General features: G+C 71.6%; 19 protein-coding genes. 6 read left to right on the top strand and 13 right to left on the bottom strand.

What is annotated here, in order from left to right; all coding sequences use genetic code 11:
- From zwf to pgl, 3 genes are read left to right on the top strand one after another with little or no spacing between them, the layout of a single operon-like run.
- Complete coding sequence (zwf, locus tag CPH93_RS26580) at positions 1 to 1,533, top strand: glucose-6-phosphate dehydrogenase (RefSeq protein WP_093482609.1); 1,533 nt, start codon at positions 1 to 3, stop codon at positions 1,531 to 1,533.
- Positions 1,530 to 2,558, top strand: coding sequence for a glucose-6-phosphate dehydrogenase assembly protein OpcA (opcA, locus tag CPH93_RS26575; RefSeq protein ID WP_093482610.1), 1,029 nt, complete (start codon positions 1,530 to 1,532; stop codon positions 2,556 to 2,558). Before zwf ends, opcA begins: the two co-directional genes overlap by 4 nt.
- Complete coding sequence (pgl, locus tag CPH93_RS26570) at positions 2,555 to 3,337, top strand: 6-phosphogluconolactonase (RefSeq protein WP_093482611.1); 783 nt, start codon at positions 2,555 to 2,557, stop codon at positions 3,335 to 3,337. The genes opcA and pgl overlap by 4 nt, the downstream gene beginning before the upstream one ends.
- Positions 3,338 to 3,451: 114 nt before the next feature.
- Here the strand turns inward: pgl and pgi are convergent, their stop codons facing one another.
- From pgi to CPH93_RS26510, 12 genes are all read right to left on the bottom strand, one after another.
- Entirely contained in the window at positions 3,452 to 5,104 is a 1,653-nt protein-coding gene (pgi, locus tag CPH93_RS26565; protein ID WP_093488565.1) for a glucose-6-phosphate isomerase, read from the bottom strand.
- 346 nt (positions 5,105 to 5,450) lie between these two features.
- Positions 5,451 to 5,786, bottom strand: a complete 336-nt coding sequence (locus CPH93_RS26560; protein WP_006606296.1) for an RNA polymerase-binding protein RbpA — start codon at positions 5,784 to 5,786, stop codon at positions 5,451 to 5,453.
- Positions 5,787 to 5,941: 155 nt separating this feature from the next.
- Entirely contained in the window at positions 5,942 to 6,178 is a 237-nt protein-coding gene (secG, locus tag CPH93_RS26555) for a preprotein translocase subunit SecG (protein WP_006606295.1), read from the bottom strand.
- Between the two features lie 141 nt (positions 6,179 to 6,319).
- Positions 6,320 to 7,096: a triose-phosphate isomerase gene (gene tpiA / locus CPH93_RS26550; protein WP_093482612.1), complete on the bottom strand. Its 777-nt coding sequence runs from the start codon at positions 7,094 to 7,096 to the stop codon at positions 6,320 to 6,322.
- A gap of 5 nt (positions 7,097 to 7,101) precedes the next feature.
- On the bottom strand, positions 7,102 to 8,304 hold the full coding sequence (locus CPH93_RS26545; RefSeq protein WP_096215604.1) for a phosphoglycerate kinase: 1,203 nt from the start codon (positions 8,302 to 8,304) through the stop codon (positions 7,102 to 7,104).
- 117 nt (positions 8,305 to 8,421) lie between these two features.
- Positions 8,422 to 9,426, bottom strand: coding sequence for a type I glyceraldehyde-3-phosphate dehydrogenase (gene gap, locus CPH93_RS26540; protein WP_093482613.1), 1,005 nt, complete (start codon positions 9,424 to 9,426; stop codon positions 8,422 to 8,424).
- 245 nt (positions 9,427 to 9,671) lie between these two features.
- Entirely contained in the window at positions 9,672 to 10,661 is a 990-nt protein-coding gene (gene whiA / locus CPH93_RS26535; RefSeq protein WP_018091880.1) for a DNA-binding protein WhiA, read from the bottom strand.
- Complete coding sequence (locus CPH93_RS26530) at positions 10,652 to 11,713, bottom strand: gluconeogenesis factor YvcK family protein (protein ID WP_093482614.1); 1,062 nt, start codon at positions 11,711 to 11,713, stop codon at positions 10,652 to 10,654. Before CPH93_RS26530 ends, whiA begins: the two co-directional genes overlap by 10 nt.
- Positions 11,710 to 12,654 (bottom strand): RNase adapter RapZ, encoded by a 945-nt coding sequence (gene rapZ, locus CPH93_RS26525; protein ID WP_078568763.1) that lies wholly within the window; start codon positions 12,652 to 12,654, stop codon positions 11,710 to 11,712. Before rapZ ends, CPH93_RS26530 begins: the two co-directional genes overlap by 4 nt.
- Positions 12,651 to 14,747, bottom strand: a complete 2,097-nt coding sequence (gene uvrC, locus CPH93_RS26520; RefSeq protein WP_093482615.1) for an excinuclease ABC subunit UvrC — start codon at positions 14,745 to 14,747, stop codon at positions 12,651 to 12,653. The genes rapZ and uvrC overlap by 4 nt, the downstream gene beginning before the upstream one ends.
- 507 nt (positions 14,748 to 15,254) lie before the next feature.
- Entirely contained in the window at positions 15,255 to 16,118 is an 864-nt protein-coding gene (locus CPH93_RS26515; protein ID WP_096214282.1) for a hypothetical protein, read from the bottom strand.
- 4 nt (positions 16,119 to 16,122) lie between these two features.
- A complete protein-coding gene (locus CPH93_RS26510) occupies positions 16,123 to 16,770 on the bottom strand; it encodes a papain-like cysteine protease family protein (protein WP_093482617.1) in 648 nt (215 codons plus the stop codon).
- Between the two features lie 234 nt (positions 16,771 to 17,004).
- On the opposite strand from CPH93_RS26510, the gene CPH93_RS26505 reads away from it, so the two are divergent.
- On the top strand, positions 17,005 to 17,943 hold the full coding sequence (locus CPH93_RS26505) for a hypothetical protein (protein ID WP_096214281.1): 939 nt from the start codon (positions 17,005 to 17,007) through the stop codon (positions 17,941 to 17,943).
- Positions 17,944 to 17,976: 33 nt separating this feature from the next.
- On the opposite strand, the gene CPH93_RS26500 is transcribed toward CPH93_RS26505, so the two are convergent.
- Entirely contained in the window at positions 17,977 to 18,390 is a 414-nt protein-coding gene (locus tag CPH93_RS26500; RefSeq protein ID WP_093482619.1) for a Rieske (2Fe-2S) protein, read from the bottom strand.
- Positions 18,391 to 18,688: 298 nt separating this feature from the next.
- On the opposite strand from CPH93_RS26500, the gene CPH93_RS26495 reads away from it, so the two are divergent.
- Both CPH93_RS26495 and CPH93_RS26490 read left to right on the top strand, forming a co-directional pair.
- Complete coding sequence (locus CPH93_RS26495) at positions 18,689 to 19,735, top strand: LacI family DNA-binding transcriptional regulator (RefSeq protein WP_093482620.1); 1,047 nt, start codon at positions 18,689 to 18,691, stop codon at positions 19,733 to 19,735.
- The gene (locus CPH93_RS26490; protein ID WP_096214280.1) at positions 19,732 to 20,730 is read left to right on the top strand and encodes a carbohydrate kinase family protein; all 999 of its coding nucleotides are present in this window, start codon (positions 19,732 to 19,734) and stop codon (positions 20,728 to 20,730) included. The genes CPH93_RS26495 and CPH93_RS26490 overlap by 4 nt, the downstream gene beginning before the upstream one ends.
- Positions 20,731 to 20,844: the final 114 nt, after the last annotated feature.

Below are 20,844 nucleotides of genomic sequence, written 5' to 3'. Positions count from 1 at the left end.
TTGTCCGATGCACGCGGAGCCAACCCGCTTCGTGACCCCGCCGACCGACGGCTCCCGCGTATCGCGGGGCCGTCGGGCCTGGTCATCTTCGGTGTCACGGGCGATTTGTCCCGTAAAAAGCTGATGCCTGCCGTCTACGACCTGGCCAACCGCGGCCTGCTCCCGCCGGGTTTCTCGCTCATCGGGTTCGCCCGTCGTGAGTGGGAGCACGAGGACTTCGCGCAGGAGGTGTACGAGGCGGTCAAGCAGCACTCCCGTACGCCGTTCCGCGAGGAGGTCTGGCAGCAGCTGGTCCAGGGATGCCGCTTCGTCCAGGGCACCTTCGACGACGACGAGGCCTTCGAGACGCTCAAGGAGACGATAAGCGAACTCGACAAGGCCCAGGGCACCGGCGGCAACTTCGCCTTCTACCTCTCGGTGCCGCCGAAGTTCTTCCCCAAGGTCGTCCAGCAGCTGAAGAAGCACGGGCTGGCCGACCAGAAGGAGGGCTCCTGGCGCCGCGCCGTCATCGAGAAGCCCTTCGGGCACAACCTGGAGAGCGCCCAGGAGCTCAACCGGATCGTCCACGAGGTCTTCCCGACCAACGAGGTCTTCCGGATCGACCACTACCTGGGCAAGGAAACGGTCCAGAACATCCTGGCGCTGCGGTTCGCCAACACGATGTTCGAGCCGCTGTGGAACCGCAGCTATGTCGACCACGTCCAGATCACCATGGCCGAGGACATCGGCATCGGCGGCCGGGCCGGCTACTACGACGGCATCGGCGCCGCCCGGGACGTCATCCAGAACCACCTCCTCCAGCTGCTCGCGCTGACCGCGATGGAGGAGCCGTCCTCCTTCGAAGCAGATGCGCTGGTCGCGGAGAAGACCAAGGTGCTGGGTGCGGTCAAGATCCCCAAGGATCTCGGCAAGGAGACCGTCCGGGGGCAGTACGCGGCGGGCTGGCAGGGCGGCGAGAAGGCCGTCGGCTACCTCGAAGAAGACGGCATCGACCCCAAGTCGAAGACCGACACCTACGCCGCCATCAAGCTGCAGATCGACAACCGCCGCTGGGCGGGCGTCCCCTTCTATCTGCGCACCGGCAAGCGCCTGGGCCGCCGGGTCACCGAGATCGCGGTGGTCTTCCAGCGCGCCCCGCACTCCCCCTTCGACCACACCGCCACCGAGGAGCTGGGGCAGAACGCCCTGGTCATCCGGGTGCAGCCGGACGAGGGCGTGACCGTGCGGTTCGGCTCGAAGGTGCCCGGCACCTCGATGGAGGTGCGGGACGTCTCGATGGACTTCGCGTACGGCGAGTCCTTCACGGAGTCCAGCCCCGAGGCGTACGAGCGGCTGATCCTGGACGTGCTGCTGGGTGACGCCAACCTCTTCCCGCGGCTGGAGGAGGTCGAACAGTCCTGGCGGATCCTCGACCCGATCGAGGTGTACTGGGAGAAGCACGGCAAGCCCGCGCAGTATCCGGCGGGCACCTGGGGTCCCACCGAGGCGGACGAAATGCTCGCACGAGACGGACGGAGCTGGCGCCGGCCATGAAGATCGATCTGACGGAAACCACGTCCAGCAAGATCAACAAGGCACTGGTCCAGGGCCGTCGCGCCGTCGGCACGCCCGCCATCGGCATGGTGCTCACCCTCGTCATCGTCACCGACGAGGAGAACGCCTACGACGCCCTCAAGGCGGCCAACGAGGCGTCGCGTGAGCACCCCTCGCGCACCCTCGTCGTCATCAAGCGGGTCAGCCGGTCGCCGCGCGACCGCGCCAAGGCCCGCCTGGATGCCGAGGTGCGGGTCGGCACGGACGCCGGCACCGGCGAAACGGTCATACTCCGGCTCTACGGCGAGGTCATCGACCACGCCCAGTCCGTGGTGCTGCCGCTGCTGCTGCCGGATGCCCCGGTCGTGGTCTGGTGGGCGGTGAACGCCCCGCTGGACCCCGCCAAGGATCCGCTCGGTGCGCTGGCCCAGCGCCGGGTCACCGACGCCTACGCCGCCGAGCAGCCCGTCCGGGAGCTGTCCGCCCGCGCGGAGACCTACACGCCGGGCGACACGGATCTGTCCTGGACGCGGATCACGCCGTGGCGCTCGATGCTGGCGGCGGCGCTCGACCAGGCCCCGTGCACGGTCAGCTCGGCCGAGGTCGAGGGCGAGGAGTTCAACCCCAGCTGCGAGCTGCTCGCCATGTGGCTGGCCGACCGGCTGAAGGTTCCGGTCACCCGCAAGGTGTCCGGCGGCCCCGGCCTGACCGCCGTACGCATGGAATCCAGCATCGGCTCGATCGTGCTGGACCGCCCGGACGGCTCGCTGGCCACGCTCTGCATGCCGCACCAGCCGGACCGTGCGGTGGCGCTCAAGCGGCGGGACACCTCGGAGCTGCTCGCCGAGGAGCTGCGCCGGCTCGACCCGGACGACATCTACGCCGCCGCGCTCAAGTACGGCGTGGACCGGCTCGGTGAGGGCAAGGACCCCTCGCCGGCGGCCGGGGATCCGGCGGCTGCCGGAAGCGCTGCGGCCAAGCCTGCGGGGAAGAAGGCGCCCGCCAGGAAGGCAGCCGCCAAGTGAGTGCTCCGCAGGTTGTCGTCCACCGCGACAAGGAGCTGATGGCGAAGGCGGCGGCGGCCCGGCTGATCACCAAGATCGTGGATGCCCAGGCCGCCCGCGGCTCCGCGTCCGTGGTGCTGACCGGCGGGCGCAACGGCAACGGGCTGCTCGCAGCCGTGGCCGAGGCGCCCGCGCGGGACGCGGTGGACTGGACCCGGCTCGATCTGTGGTGGGGCGACGAGCGGTTCGCGCCGGACGGCGATCCGGAGCGCAACTACACCCAGGCCCGGGAGGTGCTGCTGGACAGCGTCCCGCTGAATCCGGCCCGGGTGCATCCGATGCCCCCGTCGGACGGCCCGTACGGCAATGACGCCGACGCCGCCGCCGAGGCGTACGCGACCGCACTCGCCGCCGCCGCGGGACCCGAGGACCACGGGCCGGTGCCGTCCTTCGACGTGCTGCTGCTGGGCGTCGGCCCGGACACCCATGTCGCCTCGCTCTTCCCGGAGCTGCCGGCCGTCTACGAGCAGGAGCGGACGGTGGTCGGGGTGCACGGTGCGCCGAAGCCGCCGCCGACCCGTACCTCGCTGACCCTGCCCGCGATCCGCGCGGCGCGGGAGGTCTGGCTGCTGGCGGCGGGCGCGGACAAGGCCAACGCCGCGGCCATCGGCCTGTCCGGCGCCGGCGAGGTGCAGGCGCCGGCGGCCGGTGCCCGCGGCCGCAGCCGGACGCTGTGGCTGCTGGACGAGGCGGCGGCGGCACAGCTGCCGCGCGGGCTCTATCCGCCGGCCTCGGCCTGAGCGGTCGTATGGCCTCAGCGGTCCGACCCGGCCGCAACACGAAGGCCCCGCACCCCCTGGGAGGGGTGCGGGGCCTTCGGCGTCACGGCAGCACGCCGGCGGGACCCGTCCGGATCAACGCCCGCGCAGTGCGCGGTACTTGGCGACCAGACCGGCCGTCGAGGCGTCCAGCCCCGGCACCTCGGCGCCATCGGTCAGCGCCGGCTCGACCCGCTTGGCCAGGACCTTGCCCAGCTCCACGCCCCACTGGTCGAAGGAGTCGATGTTCCAGACCGCGCCCTGGACGAACACCTTGTGCTCATAGAGCGCGATCAACTGGCCCAGCACGGAGGGGCTGAGCTCCTTGGCCAGGATGGTGGTGGTGGGGCGGTTGCCCGGGAAGGTCTTGTGCGGGACCAGTTCCTCGGCCACTCCCTCGGCGCGCACCTCGTCCGGCGTCTTGCCGAAGGCCAGCGCCTGGCCCTGGGCGAAGAGGTTGGCCATCAGCAGGTCGTGCTGGGGCACCAGGCCGGGCTGCAGATCGGCGACCGGCTCGGCGAAGCCCAGGAGGTCGGCCGGGATCAGCTTGGTGCCCTGATGGAGCAGCTGGTAGTAGGCGTGCTGGCCGTTCGTGCCCGGCGTGCCCCAGACGACGGGGCCGGTCTGCCAGTTGACCCGGTGTCCGTCGCGGTCCACCGACTTGCCGTTGGACTCCATGTCCAACTGCTGGAGGTAGGCGGTGAACTTGGAGAGGTAGTGGCTGTAGGGCAGCACGGCATGGGACTGGGCGTCCCAGAAGTTGCCGTACCAGATGCCCAGCAGACCCAGCAGCAGCGGGGCGTTCTCGTCGAGCGGCGCGGAGCAGAAGTGCTCGTCGACGAGGTGGAAGCCCGCCAGCATCTCGCGGAACCGCTCATGCCCGATCGCGACCATCAGCGACAGCCCGATGGCGGAGTCGAAGGAGTAGCGGCCGCCGACCCAGTCCCAGAACTCGAACATGTTGTCCGGGTTGATGCCGAACTCCGTCACCTTCTCGGCGTTGGTCGACAGCGCCACGAAGTGCTGGGCGACGGCCTCTCCCCCGGCGCGCAGCCCGCTCAGCAGCCAGTCGCGGGCCGAGGTGGCATTGGTGATGGTCTCGATGGTGGTGAAGGTCTTCGAGGCGATGATGAACAGCGTCTCGGCCGGGTCCAGATCGCGGACCGCCTCGTGCAGATCGGCACCGTCCACATTGGAGACGAAGCGGAACTGCATGTCCCGGTGGGTGTAGGCACGCAGCGCCTCGAACGCCATCGCCGGGCCCAGGTCGGAGCCGCCGATACCGATGTTGACGACGGTCTTGATGCGCTTGCCGGTGTGGCCCTTCCAGTCGCCCGAGCGGACCCGGTCGGCGAAGGTGCCCATCTTCGTCAGGACGGACTGCACCGCGGGGGTGACGTTCTCCCCGTCGCTCTTGATGACCGCCGAGCCGGGCGCGCGCAGCGCGGTGTGCAGCACGGAGCGCTGCTCGGTGATGTTGATCTTTTCACCGCGGAACATCGCATCCCGCAGCTCCGCCACACCGGTCGCCGCGGCCAGTTCGCCCAGCAGCCGCAGCGTCTCGTCGGTGACCAGGTGCTTGGAGTAGTCCAGGTGCAGATCGCCCACCTGAAGGGTGTAGCGCTCGGCGCGCCCCGGATCCCGCTCGAACAGCTCGCGCAGATGCACCTTCCCCAGCTGCTCGCGGTGCTTGCCCAGCGCGGTCCACTCGGGCAACTGGTCGAGCCTGCTGCGGCCTTCTGCGTTCATCTCGGACATCTGCCTTCTTCGTCTCGTAGCGGCCCCGCCGTCTCCCAACCTAATTGATCAGCCCGCGGTAGGAGGTATCTGTCCACCGCCGGACGAGGCGCTGTCGGCGGCCTGAAGAACAGGTAGCGGCGCCTCGGCACCCTGCTCGTCCTCCCGCCCCCGTCCGCCTCGTGCGCATACGGAAAACAGTACGGGCGACCACTGACAGCCGCCCTCGGGCAACCGCCGCACCGCTGCCCCGCCTGCGCCCGGAGTTGGGGCCGACCCGCGAGGGCGCACCTACGCGGCCGGCCCGGCCGGAGGGTGCTGTCCCCTCCGGCCGGGCCGGCCGGTGTGTGGTGCTCCGTCAGATCTCGCCGCGGAGCTTGGCGAGCGCCTCCGCGAGGATCGCCTCACCATCGGCGTCGCTGCGACGCTCCCGGACGTAGGCGAGGTGGGTCTTGTACGGCTCGGTGCGCGGCGGGTCCGGCGGGCTGTCCCGGTCCTTGCCTGCCGGGAAACCACAGCGCGGGCAGTCCCAGGTGTCCGGAACCTGCGCATCGCCGGCGAAGCTGGGCTGCGTCTCGTGCCCATTGGAGCACCAGAAGGAGATGCGGGTGCGCGGCGCGGACTCGCCGCGCTCGGCCTCCCCCATCGGCCCCGCCCCGACCCGACTTCCTCGGATCGCGTTGCCACTTGCCACGGTCGTAACTCCCTGCGTAATGGTGCTGCACAGCCTCTCGCAGCAGCTGCGCTGCGGAACGCCCCAGTCTACGTAAGGCCCAACGCGCGTCCAGTGGCTGGAGTTACCCGTCCGAGGACGCCCCCCTCATGATAGGCCGCGTCTCCGACGCCTTGTCAGTTGCCGAGCTTCATCAGGATGCCGAGTACGACGATGCAGGCGAACCACAGCAGACCGATCACGATGGTGATGCGGTCGAGGTTACGCTCGGCGACCGAGGAGCCACCGACCGAGGACTGCATGCCGCCACCGAACATGTCGGACAGGCCGCCGCCCTTTCCCTTGTGCATGAGCACCAGCATCATCAGCAGCAGGCTGAAGACGATGAGGGCGATCGAGAACCCGATGACCACGGCTGGACCAACTCTCTAGGACTGACGGACGGACGTATGGATCAAACTCTGTGGAACATATGGTGCGGGGCCGGGGTCGGCGCTGCTGCACCGGTCCCGGCCCCGACAGGGTACGACGAGGGCTCCCCCTCGTCATAGCGGCTACTGGTCGCGGAAGCGGACGATCTTCACGAATTCGTCGGCGTCCAGCGCCGCGCCACCGATCAGCGCGCCGTCGACGTCGGGCTGCGCCATGATCGCGGCGACATTGCCGGACTTGACGGAGCCGCCGTACTGGATGCGGACCTTGTCGGCCAGCTCCTGGCTGTAGAGCTCGGCGAGGCGGCCGCGGATGGCACCGCAGACCTCCTGCGCGTCCTCGGGGGTGGCGACCTCGCCGGTGCCGATGGCCCACACCGGCTCGTAGGCGATCACGATGGTCTCGGCCTGCTCGGCCGGGATGTCCGCCAGACCGCCGTCGACCTGGGCGAGGGTGTGCGCGACCTGGTTGCCGGCCTTGCGCACGTCCAGGCCCTCGCCGACGCACAGGATCGGGGTGATCCCGTTCTTGAAGGCGGCCTTGACCTTGGCGTTGCAGATCTCTTCGTTCTCGCCGTGGTACTGGCGGCGCTCGCTGTGGCCGATGGCCACGTACGCGCACTTGAGCTTGGCCAGCATCGGGCCGGAGATCTCACCGGTGTAGGCACCGGAGTCGTGCGCGGAGATGTCCTGGGCGCCGTACTTGATCTTGAGCTTGTCGCCGTCGACCAGCGTCTGCACCGACCGCAGGTCGGTGAAGGGCGGCAGGACCGCGACCTCTACGGCGTCGAAGTCCTTGTCGGCGAGGGCGAAGGCGAGCTTCTGGACGTGGGCGATGGCCTCGAGGTGGTTGAGGTTCATCTTCCAGTTGCCCGCCATCAGCGGGGTGCGGTCAGTCACGATGTTCAGTCCTCCAGAGCGGCGAGGCCGGGGAGCGTCTTGCCTTCGAGGTATTCGAGGCTGGCGCCGCCGCCGGTCGAGATATGGCCGAAAGCATTCTCGTCGAAGCCCAGCAGCCGGACCGCGGCGGCACTGTCACCGCCGCCGACGACGGTGAAGGCGTCCGAGTCCAGCAGGGCCTGCGCGACGGCCTTGGTGCCGCCCGCGTAGTCGGGGTGCTCGAAGACGCCCATCGGGCCGTTCCAGAAGACCGTGCCCGCGTCGGCGAGCTTCGCGGCGTACAGCTCGCGGGTCTTCGGGCCGATGTCCAGGCCCTCCTTGTCGGCCGGGATGGCGTCCGCGGCGACGGTCCCGGGGTGGGCCGGGGCCCTGGTCTTCAGGTCCGGGAACTCGGACGCCACCAGGACATCGACGGGGAGGACGAACTCCACACCGCGCTTCTCGGCCCGCGCCAGGTACTCCAGGCAGGCCGGGACCTGGTCTTCCTGGAGCAGCGAGATGCCGACCTCGTGGCCCTTGGCCTTGAGGAAGGTGTAGGCCATCCCGCCGCCGACCAGGATGCGGTCGGCCTTTTCGATCAGCTGGTCGATGACGGCGAGCTTGTCGGAGACCTTGGCGCCGCCGAGCGCGACGACGTAGGGGCGCTTGACGTCCTCGGTGAGCTTCTTCAGGACGCCGACCTCGGTGGCGATCAGGTCGCCGGCGGCGTGCGGAAGGCGCTTCGGCAGGTCGTAGACGGAGGCGTGCTTGCGGTGCACGGCGCCGAAGCCGTCGCCCACGTACAGGTCCGCCAGGGCGGCGAGCCGGTCGGCGAAGGCGCCGCGCTCGGCGTCGTCCTTGCTGGTCTCGCCCGCGTTGAAGCGGAGGTTCTCCAGCACGGCGACCTGGCCGTCCGCCAGGCCGGCGGTCACGGACGCGGCGGACTCGCCGACCGTGTCCGTCGCGAACGCCACGTCCTGGCCGAGGATTTCACCCAGCCGCGCGGCCGCGGGGGCCAGCGAGAAGGCCGGGTCCGGGGCGCCCTTGGGACGGCCCAGGTGGGAGGCGACGATCACCTTGGCGCCGCGCTCGACGAGCTTGGCGATCGTCGGGGCGACGGCGCGGATCCGGCCGTCGTCGGTGATGGTGGTGCCGTCCAGCGGCACGTTCAGGTCGGCGCGGACAAAGACGCGCTTGCCCGCTACCTGAAGGTCGTCGATCGTCTTCATGAGGAGTGACTCCATCACATGGGTCGGTGGGTCGCGGAACGGGGCCCGCACGACGCTTCCTCGCGTCGTACGAGCCCCGTCCTCACATCTCGCAGTGTCTCGGGTGTGAACCAGAGATCAGAGCTGGCCGCCGACGAAGGTGGTCAGGTCCACCAGGCGGTTGGAGTAGCCCCACTCGTTGTCATACCAGCCGACGACCTTGACCTGCTTGCCCTGGGACATCGTCAGCTTCGAGTCGAAGGTGCAGGAGGCCGGGAAGTTCACGATGTCCGAGGAGACGATCGGGTCCTCGGTGTACTCAAGAATGCCCTTGAGCTGGCCCTCGGCGGCCTTCTGGAAGGCGGTGTTGATCTCGTCCCGGGTGACCTCGCGGTCCAGCTCCAGGACCAGGTCGGTGACCGAGCCGGTGGGGACGGGCACGCGCATCGCGATGCCGTCCAGCTTGCCCTTGAGCTGCGGGAGGACCAGGGCGGTGGCCTTGGCGGCACCCGTCGAGGTCGGGATGATGTTCTCCGCGGCGGCGCGGGCGCGGCGCAGGTCGCTGTGCGGGAAGTCCAGGATCCGCTGGTCGTTGGTGTACGCGTGGACCGTGGTCATCAGGCCCTTGACGATGCCGAAGTTCTCGTCGAGAACCTTCGCCATCGGCGCCACACAGTTGGTGGTGCAGGAGGCGTTGGAGATGACGTGGTGCTTGGCCGCGTCGTACTTGTCGTTGTTGACGCCCATCACGATCGTGATGTCCTCGTCCTTGGCGGGCGCGGAGATCAGGACCTTCTTGGCGCCGGCCTGGATGTGCTTCTCGGCGTCGGCCTTCTTGGTGAAGATGCCGGTCGACTCGATGACGATGTCGGCGCCCAGCTCCGCCCAGGGGAGGTTGGCCGGGTCGCGCTCGGCCATCGTCTTGAAGGTCTGGTTGCCGACCGTGATGGTGTCGTCGGTGTGGCTGACGTCCTGCTTGAGGCGACCCAGGATGGTGTCGTACTTCAGCAGGTGAACCAGAGTCGCGTTGTCGGTCAGGTCGTTGACACCGACGATCTCGATGTCCGCGCCCTGCTCCAAGAGCGCGCGGAAGTAGTTGCGACCAATGCGGCCGAATCCGTTGATGCCTACGCGGATCGTCACGAACCGATCTCCTCGTTAGGTACGCCGATGAGCCACCGGCGAGCTGTATGGGCTGTCCCCGACCGCCTCCGACCCTACCCCCAATAAGAGACGTACGTGACATTGACAAACGGGCCTCCGATACCTCAAACGAGCGCCCCCGGTCGTGCCCTTCGGCGCCTGTCAGTGCCGCCCCCGCCAGCATCGATGCGGGGGTGACACCAGGGCCGCGAAGAGCCGCCGGGGGCGTACGCAGCAGGGAGCCGTCAGCCGACCATGCCCTCGGCGAGCTCCTCGGTGAGATTGGATTCCGTGCCGGGGATGCCGAGGTCCTGGGCCCGCTTGTCGGCCATGGCCAGCAGGCGGCGGATCCGGCCGGCGACGGCGTCCTTGGTGAGCGGCGGGTCGGCGAGGGCGCCCAGCTCCTCCAGCGAGGCCTGCTTGTGCTCCATGCGCAGCCGGCCGGCCGCGGCGAGGTGCTCGGGGACCTCCTCGCCGAGGATCTCCAGGGCGCGCTGGACCCGGGCGCCCGCGGCGACCGCGGCGCGCGCCGAGCGGCGGAGGTTGGCGTCGTCGAAGTTGGCCAGGCGGTTGGCGGTGGCGCGGACCTCGCGGCGCATCCGCCGCTCCTCCCACGCGAGCACCGACTCATGGGCCCCGAGCCGCGTCAGCAGGGCGCCGATCGCATCACCGTCACGGACGACGACGCGGTCCACGCCGCGCACCTCGCGGGCCTTGGCGCCGATGCCGAGCCGGCGGGCGGCACCGACCAGCGCGAGCGCCGCCTCGGGCCCGGGGCAGGTGACCTCCAGCGACGAGGAGCGGCCGGGCTCGGTCAGCGAGCCATGGGCCAGGAAGGCCCCGCGCCAGGCCGCCTCGGCGTCGCAGGTCGCGCCGGAGACCACCTGTGGGGGCAGGCCGCGGATCGGGCGGCCGCGGCCGTCCACCAGGCCGGTCTGCCGGGCCAGCTGATCGCCGCCGGCCACGACCCGGACGACATAGCGGCTGCCGCGCCGCAGCCCGCCGGGGGCCATCACCACCAGGTCGGAGCTGTGCCCGAAGATCTCCAGGATGTCCTTGCGCAGCCGGCGGGCGGCAATGCCGGTGTCCAGCTCCGCCTCGATCACGATGCGTCCGCTGACCAGATGCAGACCGCCCGCGAACCGCAGGATCGACGAGACCTCCGACTTCCGGCAGCAGGTCCGGGTGACGGGGAGCCGGGAGATTTCATCCTTCACCGCTGCCGTCATCGCCATGGGCCGATCCTTCCATGCATCCGAAAAATACGGTCGTACGCGGCTGCCAGCAGCTCCGGGTCATGCCGGTCGGGGGCTCCCCCGGCGCTCGACCGGGCGTCGTCTCCTTGTGCGGCGACCGCCGCCAGCTCGACCTCGCTGCCGACCAGCTGCTTTGCAGCAGTGGTCAGGCCGTCGAGGTCGGGCACGGCGGCCTTGTCGGCCAGCACCACGTCGAAGGCGAGTTTAGGGGCGTGTCGGGCCAAAACCTCCAAATGACGCTGCGGGGAGAAGCCATCGGTTTCGCCCGGTTGGGGCGCAAGGTTGAGCGAAAGGACCTTTCGGGCCTTGGTCTCCTCCAGGGCCTCGCGCAGCTCCGGCACCAGCAGATGCGGGATCACCGAGGAGAACCAGGATCCGGGGCCGAGCACCACCCAGTCGGCGTCACGCACCGCGGCGACCGCCTCGGGGACGGCCGGCGGGTCCTCGGGGACCACATGGACGGACTGCACCTCGCCGCGGGTGAGCGCGACGGTGGCCTGGCCGCGGACCGTGGAGATCTCGTCCGGGCGGTCCGCGTCATGCCCCTTGACCTGGGCCTGGAGCTCCAGGGGCACCGCCGACATCGGCAGCACCCGGCCGTGCGCGCCGAGCAGCTTGCCGACCAGGTCGAGCGCCTGGACATGATCGCCGAGCTGCTCCCACAGCGCGACGATCAGCAGATTGCCGACCGCGTGGTCGTGGAGCTCCCCTTCGCTCTGGAAGCGGTGCTGGATCACCCGGGACCAGGTCTGGCCCCAGTCGTCGTCGCCGCAGAGGGCGGCCAGCGCCTTGCGCAGATCGCCGGGCGGCAGGACGCCCAGCTCGTCGCGCAGGCGGCCGCTGGAGCCGCCGTCGTCGGCGACCGTGACCACGGCGGTCAGATCACCGGTGATACGGCGCAGCGCGGCCAGCGAGGCGGACAGGCCCATGCCGCCGCCGAGCGCGACCACCTTGGGGGTGGCGCCCTTCGTCGTCCGCCCGCTGGGCACGAAGCGGCGGACCCGGCGCAGCCGGGGAGTGCGCCCGCTCACTCGCGCCCCATGTCCCGGTGGACGACGACCGTTTCCACCCCTTCGGAGACCAGACGGCGGGCGAGCTTCTCGGACATCGCGACGCTGCGGTGCTTGCCGCCCGTGCAGCCCACGGCGATGGTCACATAGCGCTTGCCCTCCCGGCGGTAGCCCTCCGCGACGATCCGCAGCAGCTCGGCGTAGCCGTCCAGGAACTCCTTGGAGCCGGGCTGGCTGAAGACGTAACTGGAGACCTCGTCGTTGAGGCCCGTGAAGGGGCGCAGCTCGGGGACCCAGTGCGGGTTGGGGATGAAGCGGCAGTCGATGACCATGTCGGCGTCGACCGGCAGGCCGTACTTGAAGCCGAAGGACATGACCGTGGCGCGCAGCTCGGGGACCTCTTCGCCGGCGAACTGGGCGTCCATCTTGGCGCGCAGCTCATGGACGTTGAGGCTGGAGGTGTCGATGACCAGGTCGGCGTCGCCGCGCAGCTCACGCAGCAGATCGCGCTCGGCGGCGATGCCGTCGACGATCCGGCCGTCGCCCTGGAGGGGGTGCGGGCGGCGCACCGACTCGAAGCGGCGCACCAGGGCCTCGTCCGAGGACTCCAGGAAGACGATGCGGCGCTTGACGTTCTGCGCGTCGAGGGTGGCCAGCGATTCCTTGAGGTTGGCGAAGAACCGGCGGCCGCGGACGTCGACGACGACCGCGATCCGGGCGACATTGCCCTGCGAGCGGGCGCCCAGCTCGACCATCGGCGCGATCAGCTCGGGCGGGATGTTGTCGACGACGAACCAGCCGAGGTCCTCCAGGCACTTCGCGGCCGTGCTGCGGCCGGCGCCGGACATCCCGGAGATGATCACCAACTCGGGGATCGCGGCGCTCTCGCCCTGGTCGGTCGTGCCCGTGTTCACCTCTGCACCGTCTCTCTCCGGTTCCTTCGCTTCGTGCGGTGTACTCATCGTTCCTGCCCCCGTTCTGCCGACAACGCGGCCGGTGGGGCCCCGTCATCCTCAATGATCTCTCCTGTGGCGGTGTTCACCGCGGGGGCGGACGGTGCCGCCCCGGCCAGCGCCGCAACGACCGTCTCGGCGGTCTTGCGGCCGACGCCCGGGACCTCGCAGATCTCGTCGACCGTCGCGGCCCGCAGCTTCTTCAGCGAGCCGAAGTGCTTGAGCAGGGCCTGGCGGCGGGTGTCGCCCAGCCCGGCGACGGCGTCCAGTGGCGAGGCCTTCAGCCGCTTGCCGCGCTTGGTGCGCTGATACCTGAGGGCGAAGCGGTGCGCCTCGTCACGGACGCGCTGGAGGAGGTAGAGGCCCTCGCTGCTGCGCGGCAGCACGACGGGGTCGTCCTCCCCGGGCAGCCAGACCTCTTCGAGGCGCTTGGCCAGGCCGCAGACGGCGACATCGTCGATGCCGAGCTCGTCCAGGGCCCGGCGGGCGGCCGCGACCTGCGGGGCGCCGCCGTCGACGACCACGAGCTGGGGCGGGTAGGCGAACCGCTTGGGGCGGCCGTCCTCGTCGACGGGGCGGCCGGCGCCTGGCTCCATGGGGCCGTCGGCCTCCAGGGGAGCGTCGGCCTCCACCGGGGCGTCCTCGGCCGGCTCCTCCGTCCACTCGCCGGACCGCTGCTTCTCCTGGAGATAGCGCCGGAAGCGGCGGGCCGTGACCTCGTGCATGGAGCGGACGTCGTCCTGGCCCTGGCCGTGCCAGACCTGCTCGTCGCCCACCCGGCCCTTGATCTGGAAGCGGCGGTACTCGCTCTTGCGGGCGAGGCCGTCCTCGAAGACCACCATCGAGGCGACGACGTCGTCGCCCTGGAGGTGGGAGATGTCGAAGCACTCGATGCGCAGCGGCACCGAATCCAGGCCGAGCGCCTCGGCGATCTCCTCCAGCGCGCGGGAGCGGGTGGTCAGGTCGGAGGCGCGCTTGGTCTTGTGCAGCGCCAGCGCCTGCTGGGCGTTGCGGCCGACCGTGGCCATCAGGTCCTTCTTGTCGCCGCGCTGCGGGATCCGCAGCGAGACCTGGGAGCCGCGGCGGTGCGAGAGCCACTGTGCGACCGGCTCGACGGGCTCGGGCAGCGCCGGGACCAGGACCTCCTTGGGGACGGCGTCGCCCTGCTCCTCGCCGTACAGCTGCTGGAGGGCGTGCTCGACGAGATCGCCGGTGGTGACGGCCTCGACCTTGTCGGTGACCCAGCCGCGCTGGCCGCGGACCCGGCCGCCGCGGACGTGGAAGATCTGGACGGCGGCTTCGAGTTCGTCCTCGGCGACGGCGATCAGATCGGCGTCGGTGGCGTCGGCGAGGACCACGGCGCTCTTCTCCATGGCCCGCTTGAGCGCCCCTATGTCGTCCCGCAGCCGGGCGGCGCGCTCGTACTCCATCTCCTCGGCGGCCTCCTGCATCTGCCGCTCCAGGCGGCGGAGGTAGGCGCCGGTGCGGCCGGCCATGAAGTCGCAGAATTCCTCGGCGAGTTCGCGGTGGTCCGCGGCGGAGATCCGCTCGACGCAAGGGGCCGAGCACTTGCCGATGTAGCCGAGCAGGCAGGGGCGGCCGATCTGGGCGGAGCGCTTGAAGACACCGGCGGAGCAGGTGCGCACCGGGAAGACCCGCAGCATCAGATCGACGGTCTCGCGGATGGCCCAGGCGTGGCCGTAGGGGCCGAAATAGCGCACGCCCTTCTTCTTGGCACCGCGCATGACCTGGACGCGGGGGAACTCCTCGTTGAGGGTCACCGCCAGATACGGATAGCTCTTGTCGTCGCGGTACTTGACGTTGAAGCGGGGGTCGAACTCCTTGATCCAGGTGTATTCGAGCTGGAGCGCCTCGACCTCGGTGGAGACGACGGTCCATTCCACCGCGGCGGCGGTGGTGACCATCGTGCGGGTACGCGGATGGAGGCCGGCCAGGTCCTGGAAGTAGCTGGCCAGGCGCTGGCGCAGGCTCTTGGCCTTGCCGACGTAGATGACTCGGCCGTGCTCGTCGCGGAACTTATAGACCCCCGGCGAGTCGGGGATCTGTCCCGGCTTGGGTCGATAGCTGCTGGGGTCTGCCATGCACACCACCCTACTGACCGCCACCGACATTCACGGTGCCCCGACCACTCCCGCGGCCGGCCGGGCGCAGTCGGTCCGGCGGAGTCCGGCCGGCACGCCGCCGCAGGCCGGGCCCCGGCCTGCGGCGGGCCGGGCGCGGGCACGGTGACGGCGGGGCGGGGGCGGTGCGCACCCGGGTGGAGCAGGGCGGCGGCGGACGGTCGGCAGCGGGCGGCGCGGCCCGGTCGAGCCGCGCCGCGCGGCCGGTCCGGGGCAAGGGCGCGCGACGCGGCAGACCGGCGGCCGCCCATCGGGAGGGACGGCACAGGGCGTCCCTCACGGGAAGGCGTGTCAGGGGCCTGACGGCTGGTCAATGCCCGTACGGGGCCCGGAGGGCGGCCGGGATGCCCCCGCGCGAAGTGCGGATCAGGCGCCGCCGCCGTGCGCCCGGTGCACGCGGGCCGTCCCGCGCTCCGCGCTCCGTCCCCCCGCCGCCGCCCTCCGTCCGGCAGCGGGGAGACGGCCTGCTCAGTGGCTGTGCCGGCGGCGCAGTGCCGCGGTGGCGGACAGCCCCAGGGCGAGCAGGGCGGCGGCGGCCGCCACGGTCGAGGCCGCGGTCACCGGGAAGGAGTCGCCCGTGAGCGCCCCGGCCTCGACGGGCGCCTTCCGGGGACGCTTCCCGGCGGCGGGCGGCCCGTAGCCGCCGGCCTCCCCACGCCGGTCGTACGCGGACCCGGGGAGCTTGTCCCCGTAGGCCTTCGCCACCCGCGTGCGGTAGGCGGCGACGGTGGTGCCGTGCGCGCCGACGGCCTTGCGGGCGTCGGCGTCCAGGGGCTCGATCCGGTCGCCGCGCTGGACGTACCAGGCGTCTATCTGCGGCTCGTGGAAGACCGTGCCGCCCTGTGCCCGGGCGGCCCCGGCCGCGGCGTAACGGGTCTCGTCGTCGCCGCCGGCGATATTGACGACCTTCCAGGAGCCGCCCTGCGCGGCGGTCCACACCGAGGCCGTACGGCCGTCGGCGGCCACCGCCTTGGTGGCGAGGAACTCCAGCCGGGCGACCGGGGCCGCCGGCCGGCCGCGGACGAAGTCCGGTGACAGGCCGTACACGGGGACGGTGCCGCCCTCGATGCGCGGGGCGGCGGACTGCGCGGCCCCGGTCGCGGCGGCGCCGCCGCGCTGCCGCTCGGCGGCGAAGAACCGGGCGAGGGTGTGCAGGGTCGCGGGAGCGGTGGCCGCCGCACGGGCGGCGGTGAGGCTCGCGCGGGCCGGGGCCTGGGGCGCGGGGACGGCTGCGGCCAGTGCGGAGTGCGGGGCGAGGCCCATGAGGGCGGTCGCGACCGTCCCGGTGGCGACGGCGCGGAGGGCGGTGCGGACGGCGGTGCGCTTCGTCATGGCCTCAGGCTCCTATCCGGTAGAGGGAGTGTGTCCAGGAGAAGGAGCTGCCGTTCACGTAGTAGTTGAAATCGCCCCAGTTGTAGCGATTATTGGTCGCCCAGGGATCACCCCAGTAGACCCAGTTGCGTTCCGTGTCATAGCCGTAGAGCACATGCATGTGGCCACCGCCGGAGGACCACTGGATGCGGGTCTCCATCGGACGGCCGGCGTCGATCTCGCTCTGCACGGTGCCGTAGCCGAGCCAACCGCTCACGTAGGAACCGGAGTTGATGCCCATCCAGGCGAAGGCGTCCTGCACATTGCCCAGGGTGGCCTGGTCGTTGGGGCAGGAGGTCCCCTGCTGGCGGTGGAAGGCGGCGTTGCAGAACTGGTTCTGGCTGTAGTTCCTGCCGTACCAGGCCGCGATGGTGTTGCCGGAGCCCGCCCAGCACCAGTTGGTGTTCTCCTGGGCCTGCATGGCGATGCCCAGGCTGTTGGCGGCGCGCAGGGAGGCGGCCGTACTACGGGCGGTGAGGGCGTGCGCCGGGGGTGTGAGGGGGGTGGCAGAGGCTGGGGTCGTGCCCGTGAGCGCGGTCAGTGCGGCGGCGGTGAGCGCCGCGGCCGACAGCCATCTGCGGCGGGAAACACGTGCGTGGGGTGCACGAGTCATGGCGTTCCTCCCGAAAAGGGGGTGAGGGGGGTGAGAGGAGCGCATCCGGATGCTGTTGAGCAGCATCGGGTGTTGTCGCAGGCAGGTCAACACGCTTCAATGCGAGGTGACATAGGGGTGTGGACGGACGGGCCCGGATGTGAACGGCCGGTGCCCGGCTTGCTGCAGTGACCAGGCCGTACGGCGCGCAGCGAGCGATCCGGATGTGAACGTTCACGCCGGAGGATTGAGGCAATGGCACAGGACACCCCCCGGTCGGCCGAGCTGGCCCAGCTGCTGCGCACCGGCCCGTTCCATCTCGCGCTGCGCTCCGCACTCACCGAGCGCGGGCTCGCCCTCACCCGCGTCCAGCACAAGCTCGCCGAGCGCGGCATCACCATCGGGGTGACCAGCCTGAGTTACTGGCAGCAGGGCGCCCGGCGTCCGCAGCGCCCCGAGTCGCTGCGGGCGGTGCGCGCCCTGGAGGAGGTCCTGGAGCTACCCGCGCACTCGCTGCACCGGCTGCTGGTGCCGGAGGGCGGCGGCCACCCGGAGGCCGAGCGGCCGGCCGCCCGCACGTACCGCTCCCTTGTGGCGCCCGCCGAGGCACTGCGGCAGCTGTTCACCGAGCTGGAGGCTCCCGCGGACGGCGGTCTGCACACCGTGGGCCATCACGAGCGGGTCCGCATCGGGCCCGAGCGCCGGCTCCTGGAACGGGAGTCGCTCCAGGTGGTGCGCGCCCACCGGGACGGGGTGGACCGCTATGTCGCCATCCACCGGGGCGATGCGGGCTGCGATCCCGCCCGCGTCCGGGTGCGGGCCGCGGAGAACTGCCGGCTGGGCCGGGTGCGCGGGAGCACCGAGGCGGGCGTGGTGGTCGCCGAGCTGCTCTTCGACACCCGGCTGCGGGCCGGTGACACCCATGTCTTCGGCTACGTCTTCGAGGACGGCAGCGGCGGCCCGAGCGCCGAGTACCTGCGCGGCTTCAGCTTCGCCGGCGGCCAGTACGTGCTCCAGGTCCGGTTCGACGAGGCGGCGCTGCCGGTGCGCTGCCGCCGCTTCGCCCAGACCTCGCCGGGCGCTCCGCGCAGCGGTCAGCAAGAACTGACGCTCAGCGGACGGCACCGCGCCGTGCACCTCGTGGAGCAGGGGGTACGGCCCGGGATACTGGGCATCGCCTGGGACTGGGGGTGAGCCCCCGCGGCCGGGGGCCGGCGGGCCGCTGCCTCAGCCCGCGATCAGCTTGCCGTCCTTGGCCTTGACCGGCACCTCGGGCAGCGGGTCGGCCGCCGGCCCCTGGAGGACCTTGCCGGTGGTGACGTCGAAGCGGCTGCCGTGGCAGGGGCAGCTGCCCTCCTTCTTGTCGACCTCCGACAGGATGCAGCCGGCGTGGGTGCACTTGGCGCTGAAGCACTTGTACGTGCCCTTGGCGGGCTGCGACACCACGAGACGGTCCTCGCGGTAGAGCTTGGCGCCGCCGACCGGCACCTCGGCCGCGGCCCCGAGTTCGACCGGCCGGTCGGGCACCGCCGAGGCGTTCGCGCCCGAGTCCCCCGGCGAGCAGGCGGTCAGTCCGCAGCCGGCGGCACCGGCGAGCGCGGCCCCCCGCAGCACGGTGCGGCGGGCGGGGGACTGGCTCATGGCTGCTCCAGAGGGGACGGCGTCAGTGGCTGGCGGCTGACGACGATACCGGCACAGACCCTTCCGCTTCCGGCCGGGCCGGGCGTCGGAGCAGCGGGAGGGGCGGCACGGGCAGCAGCGCGGCGTGGCCGGGACCGGGGCGGGGTCGGGCAGTGCGGAGGCCGCAGGACGTAAACGCTTACGCAAGCGTTTACGTTTGGGGCGGAGCCTCGTAGTGTGGGGGCTTCGCGGGACGAGTGGCCGTGCCAGCGCGGCCCGGGGCGCCGCCGTGGCGCCCCGCGCGGGAAGGAAGAGCCGGATGACGACGATGGCGGATGTGGCGCGGCGTGCGGGGGTGTCCGTCGCCACGGTCTCGCATGTGCTGAACGGGACGCGGCCGGTGCGTCCGGACACCCGTACCGCGGTACTCGGCGCCATCGACGCGCTCGGCTACACCCACAACACCCTGGCCCGCTCCCTGGTCACCGCCCGCACCCGCTCGATCGGCCTGGCGGTCTCGGCGATCAGCAATCCGTACTTCACCGAGATCCTCCAGGGCGTCGAGGCCGGCGCCCTGGAAGCCGGCTACAGCCTGCTGCTCGCCGATCCGCACGACGACCCGCGCCACGAGCGCAAGGTCGTCCAGCTGCTTCACGAGCGGCGGGTGGACGGCATGATCGTCGCGCCGTCCGCGGAGCCCGCCGAGATGGTGGAGTATCTGGCCCGGCGCGAGGTGCCCACGGTCTTCCTGGACCGGCTGGTGGGCGACGACCACGACCAGGTGTGCGCCGAAAGCACCGGTCCGGTGCGTCAACTGGTCGAGCATCTGGCTGACTTGGGGCACACCCGGATCGGTCTGGTGGCCGGCCTCCCCGGGCTGAGCACGACCACCGAGCGCGTCCAGGGCTACCGTGAGGGACTGCGCGCCCGCGGGCTGCCGTTCGCCCCCGAACTCCTCGCCGGCGGCCACTCCGAGGCGGCGGGCGCCCATGACGCCACCCGGCAGCTGCTCGCCGCGGCAGATCCGCCCACCGCGCTCGTCACCGCCAACAACGCGATGACCATCGGCGCGCTCCGGGCGCTGCGCGAGCTGGGCCTGGAGGTGCCCCGCGATATCGCGCTGGCCTGTTTCGACGACTTCTCGTGGGCCGATCTGTTCACGCCCCGGCTGACCGTGATCGCCCAGCCCAGCAAGGAGATCGGGGCGGCGGCGGTCCGGCTGCTGCTGGAGCGGCTGGAGCAGCCGGACCGGCCGCCGCGCACCGTCCGCCTCCCCTGCGCCTTTGTGCACCGTACGTCGTGCGGCTGCGCCGAACCCGCTCCGGCCGTGCCCCCGGCCGCCCAGGAAAGGAACCGCACCCCGTGATCGTCGTCGCCGGCGAGGCACTGATCGACCTCGTCCCCAGTCCGCAGGAACCCTCCCCGAGCCACCGGGGCGAGCGGGACGCCGCCACCCCGGACGGCCGGCTTCCGGCGCTGCAGCCGCAGCGCGGCGGCGGCCCGTACAACACCGCGGTCGCGCTGGGGCGGCTGGGGTCACCCGCCGCGTTCTGCTCCCGGGTCTCCACCGACGCCTTCGGTGCGGCGCTGCTGCACGGGCTGCACAGCAGCGGCGTGGACACCTCGCTGGTGCAGCGCGGCAGTGAGCCGACCACCCTCGCCGTGGCCGACATCAGCCCGGACGGGTCGGCGGGCTACGGCTTCTATGCCGACGGCACCGCCGACCGGCTCTTCGCCCTGCCGCCGGAGCTGCCCGCCGCGGTCCGTGCGCTGTCCCTGGGCACCTGCTCGCTCGTGCTGGAACCGGGGGCGAGCGCCTATGAGGCGCTGCTGCACCGCGAGGCCCGGCGCGGGGTGTTCACGGCGCTGGACCCGAATATCCGGGCCGGTCTGATCGCCGACCCGGACGCCTACCGGGCCCGCTTTCGCACCTGGCTCCCCGACCTCGCCCTCCTGAAGATGTCGGAGGAGGACGCCCTGTGGCTGGCGGGGGCCGGTGCCGCGGCGGGCGGCGGGTGGGACGCGGTCACCGCGGCGGCGAAGGAATGGCTGGGCGCGGGGCCCGCGGCGATCGTTCTCACCCGTGGCGGGGCCGGTATGACGGTGCTGACGCGGGGCGGCGGTGAGCTGACGGTCCCCGGCGAGCGGGTCGAGGTCGTCGACACCATCGGTGCCGGTGACACGGTCAACGCCGCGTTGCTGCACCGCCTGGACGCCCACGACGCCCTCTCGTACGCCGCCGTCACCGCGCTCGGCGACGACGACTGGCGCGACATCCTGCGCTTCGCCGCCCGCGCGGCCGCCGTCACCTGCTCCCGGGCGGGCGCGGAGCCGCCGTTCGCGCGGGAGTTGGTGGCGTAGGGGGCGGACGCTGACGGGGAGGCCGCTCACGGTGGGCCGCCCCGTAACCCGCGACGGGCCGTCACCGCCCCCCTGTGGAGAGCGGTGACGGCCCGTACCGGGAACGGTCCCTGC

The organism is Streptomyces sp. 2323.1 (genome assembly GCF_900221035.1).
GTDB lineage: Bacteria > Actinomycetota > Actinomycetes > Streptomycetales > Streptomycetaceae > Streptomyces > Streptomyces sioyaensis.
Note: the sequence above shows the minus strand (reverse complement) of the source record. Positions and strands in the feature narration are given on the sequence as shown.

Bases quoted from the DNA above. Each gene is read 5' to 3' on its own strand.
- opcA (WP_093482610.1), top strand. From the start codon at position 1,530: ATGAAGATCGATCTGACGGAAACCACGTCCAGCAAGATCAACAAGGCA.
- pgi (WP_093488565.1), bottom strand. From the start codon at position 5,104: ATGAACGCAGAAGGCCGCAGCAGGCTCGACCAGTTGCCCGAGTGGACC.
- CPH93_RS26545 (WP_096215604.1), bottom strand. From the start codon at position 8,304: ATGAAGACGATCGACGACCTTCAGGTAGCGGGCAAGCGCGTCTTTGTC.
- whiA (WP_018091880.1), bottom strand. From the start codon at position 10,661: ATGGCGATGACGGCAGCGGTGAAGGATGAAATCTCCCGGCTCCCCGTC.
- rapZ (WP_078568763.1), bottom strand. From the start codon at position 12,654: ATGAGTACACCGCACGAAGCGAAGGAACCGGAGAGAGACGGTGCAGAG.
- uvrC (WP_093482615.1), bottom strand. From the start codon at position 14,747: ATGGCAGACCCCAGCAGCTATCGACCCAAGCCGGGACAGATCCCCGAC.
- CPH93_RS26515 (WP_096214282.1), bottom strand. From the start codon at position 16,118: ATGACGAAGCGCACCGCCGTCCGCACCGCCCTCCGCGCCGTCGCCACC.
- CPH93_RS26510 (WP_093482617.1), bottom strand. From the start codon at position 16,770: ATGACTCGTGCACCCCACGCACGTGTTTCCCGCCGCAGATGGCTGTCG.
- CPH93_RS26505 (WP_096214281.1), top strand. From the start codon at position 17,005: ATGGCACAGGACACCCCCCGGTCGGCCGAGCTGGCCCAGCTGCTGCGC.
- CPH93_RS26500 (WP_093482619.1), bottom strand. From the start codon at position 18,390: ATGAGCCAGTCCCCCGCCCGCCGCACCGTGCTGCGGGGGGCCGCGCTC.
- CPH93_RS26495 (WP_093482620.1), top strand. From the start codon at position 18,689: ATGACGACGATGGCGGATGTGGCGCGGCGTGCGGGGGTGTCCGTCGCC.